This is a genomic window from Pseudoalteromonas sp. S2755 (assembly GCF_005886535.1).
GTDB lineage: Bacteria > Pseudomonadota > Gammaproteobacteria > Enterobacterales > Alteromonadaceae > Pseudoalteromonas.
In genome coordinates, this window is the sequence record NZ_PNDS01000198.1 from 1 (window position 1) to 2510 (window position 2510).

The following is a 2510-nucleotide window of genomic DNA, read 5'->3' on the forward strand; positions in this document are numbered from 1 at the left end:
TTGATGTATGCCAATAGAAAGCTTTTATTTATTTCATTATCAAGCAGTCGCACGGCTACTTTGGCGTTTTGTAGCGCTTGTAAGCTATCCTCATTCGCCTCAAACGTCTTTGCCAACGACTCATAGGCTTGCCAAGACGTAGGTTGATATTGGGTGTAACGTTTCGCAACTTCTATCGCTTCTAAGACTCGGCTTAGTCTAACCAAATTCGTACTACTGAAGCCGAGCCTATTAACACTATTCCAACGCGTTGATCTTAGCAATATAGTAAAATTATAACGGCTTCTTAATTGGTCGTAGTTGTTATTAATATTTTGTAGAACATTACCAGATTTAGTCACAATATCGCGATACTTCTTTTCCTTTTTTAGGTCGTTTCCAACAACAGCAAAAGTAAATAACTTAAGCTGCGGTCAGCGCACAGGTCTACTGGCGCTCACTTGTTTTCTTTAACTTTTGTAGCGTTTCTTGGTCAAGACCTGGCACAACTGTCGCTTGCGAGCTGTTTTGAAGTATTTTTTTGATGGATGTGCCATCCACATTTATAGAAAAAACATCATAAAAGCCATATACATTCTCTGAAGCGAAATACACCTTTGTGCCGTCTGGAGACCAAGATGGATCCCACTCTTGAATGTCATTGCGGGTCAGTCGCTTGTTATTGGTTCCATCAATATCCATGACATATACCTCCTGATTGCCATCTCTATTAGATAAATAGGCTATTTTTGTGCCATCTGGGGAAATTTGAGGAGACATGTTATCAGTGTCGTCTTGAGTGAGTTGAATAACCTCACTACCATCCAAATTGGCAATGCTAATTTGGCTTGGGCTGGCTTTAGATTGATATAGTAGTCGCCCATCTGGCATGAATTCTGGAGCACGACCTTCAAGATTTTTAATTTGGCGCTGTTCACTACCATCAGCATTCATTAACCAAATCTCTTCTTGCCAAACGCCTTCCTTATTTTCATATTCTCTAGCAAACGCTATCTTCATTCCATCCAAAGACCAAGCAGGTGCACTATCCCAAACATATTTTTTACTGGTTAATCTTTTCAGATTGCGGCCAGTAATATCAACGATATGAATTGACCATGTTTTAAAGTTATCGTATTTACCGTAAAAGGTGACTTTTTCTCCTGATGGTGAGACAGCAGGATAGCCATCACTTGACGTGGCTTTCACGATCTTTACTGGCGATTTACCATCTTGGTCACTTAAGTAAATCGCTTTGCTATTACCGTCTTTAAAACCATATATAATACCATATGACTCTGTTGATGGTTCGCTATATGATTGAACTTCATGAATAAATAACAACATAATGGTGGATAAACAAGCCAATTTTGAGATGCCAATTTTTTTAATAAGCATTACTCAATCTCCCTTTTGTAGTTGTGTATCTAACTGGAAGACTACAGAAGTCTATCCACCAAAAACATGATGTTTTATTGATTTTTCGCTGAATTACACTTTTTCGTGCTATTTAGATGTCACAAAACGCAGATATTGCTATAAACCCTTACATTTATTGCTTAAAATCAATCAATAACCTCAGAATGCAGCCTTCCCTAACTCATTGATATTTAAAACCAATGAACAGGAAATGAATAAATTTACCAAAAACCACGTTATTTTCTTGATATTTTTTCACTTTTGCCTGTATTTTAGCTTTGATAATCTCCATTTTTTAGCTAATTTAACCCTATTTAGCAACAACATTGAAACAAGGTAATTCATGAAAAGAACACTTGCTGCCACTCTTATCGCTAGCGTGACTACTATTCCAACAGTAAACGCTATCGAGATATTCAAAGATGAAAAGAATAGTGTCACGATTGGCGGCTTTATCGATGCTCGAGTTATTAACACTCAAGGCGAGACTGAGTTGGTAAACGGCGCATCGCGTATTAACTTTGACTTTAAACGCCAATTGAAAAACAACTGGCAGGCTTTCGCACTACTTGAATGGGGTGTAAACCCTGTTGGTAGTAGTGATATCGTTTACAGCAACCGCTTCGAATCAATACAAGACGAGTTTTTATATAACCGATTAGGTTATGTTGGTATTAAGCACGATGAATACGGCCAAGTTACTCTAGGAAAACAATGGGGCGCATGGTACGACGTGGTATACAGCACCAACTACAGCCTAGTTTGGGATGGTAATGCTGCAGGTGTTTACACCTATAACAAAGACGACGGCGCGATCAATGGTACTGGTCGTGGTGATAAAGTGCTGCAATACCGTAATCAATTTGGCAAACTGAGCTTTGCGGTACAAGCTCAGCTAAAATCTGATGATTTTTATACTTGTGATGTCGTTGATATTTCCAGCAGCTCATGTGAAACCCTATTTAATCAGGGGGATAGTGCAGCACAAATGGTAGAGTTTAATTCAACCTACGGCGCTTCACTCACCTATGCAGCAACCGAAAACTTAACCCTCACCGCCGGTGTTAACCGCGGCGAGTTTGATATTGTGTATGCTGCTGGTCGAAATCAAT

At 39.1% G+C, this 2510-nt stretch carries 2 protein-coding genes and 1 pseudogene; 1 reads left to right on the forward strand and 2 read right to left on the reverse strand.

The features are described from left to right. Positions 1-206, reverse strand: a pseudogene (locus tag CWC03_RS23840) (serine hydrolase domain-containing protein); the annotation flags it as partial. A gap of 220 nt (positions 207-426) precedes the next feature. Then, on the reverse strand, positions 427-1377 hold the full coding sequence (locus tag CWC03_RS22710; protein ID WP_138583781.1) for a DUF5050 domain-containing protein: 951 nt from the start codon (positions 1375-1377) through the stop codon (positions 427-429). 364 nt (positions 1378-1741) lie between these two features. On the opposite strand from CWC03_RS22710, the gene CWC03_RS22715 reads away from it, so the two are divergent. Beyond that, positions 1742-2510, forward strand: a 769-nt coding sequence (locus CWC03_RS22715; protein WP_138583782.1) for a porin, incomplete at its 3' end; no start/stop codon positions are given.

Bases quoted from the DNA above. Each gene is read 5' to 3' on its own strand.
- CWC03_RS22710 (WP_138583781.1), bottom strand. From the start codon at position 1,377: ATGCTTATTAAAAAAATTGGCATCTCAAAATTGGCTTGTTTATCCACC.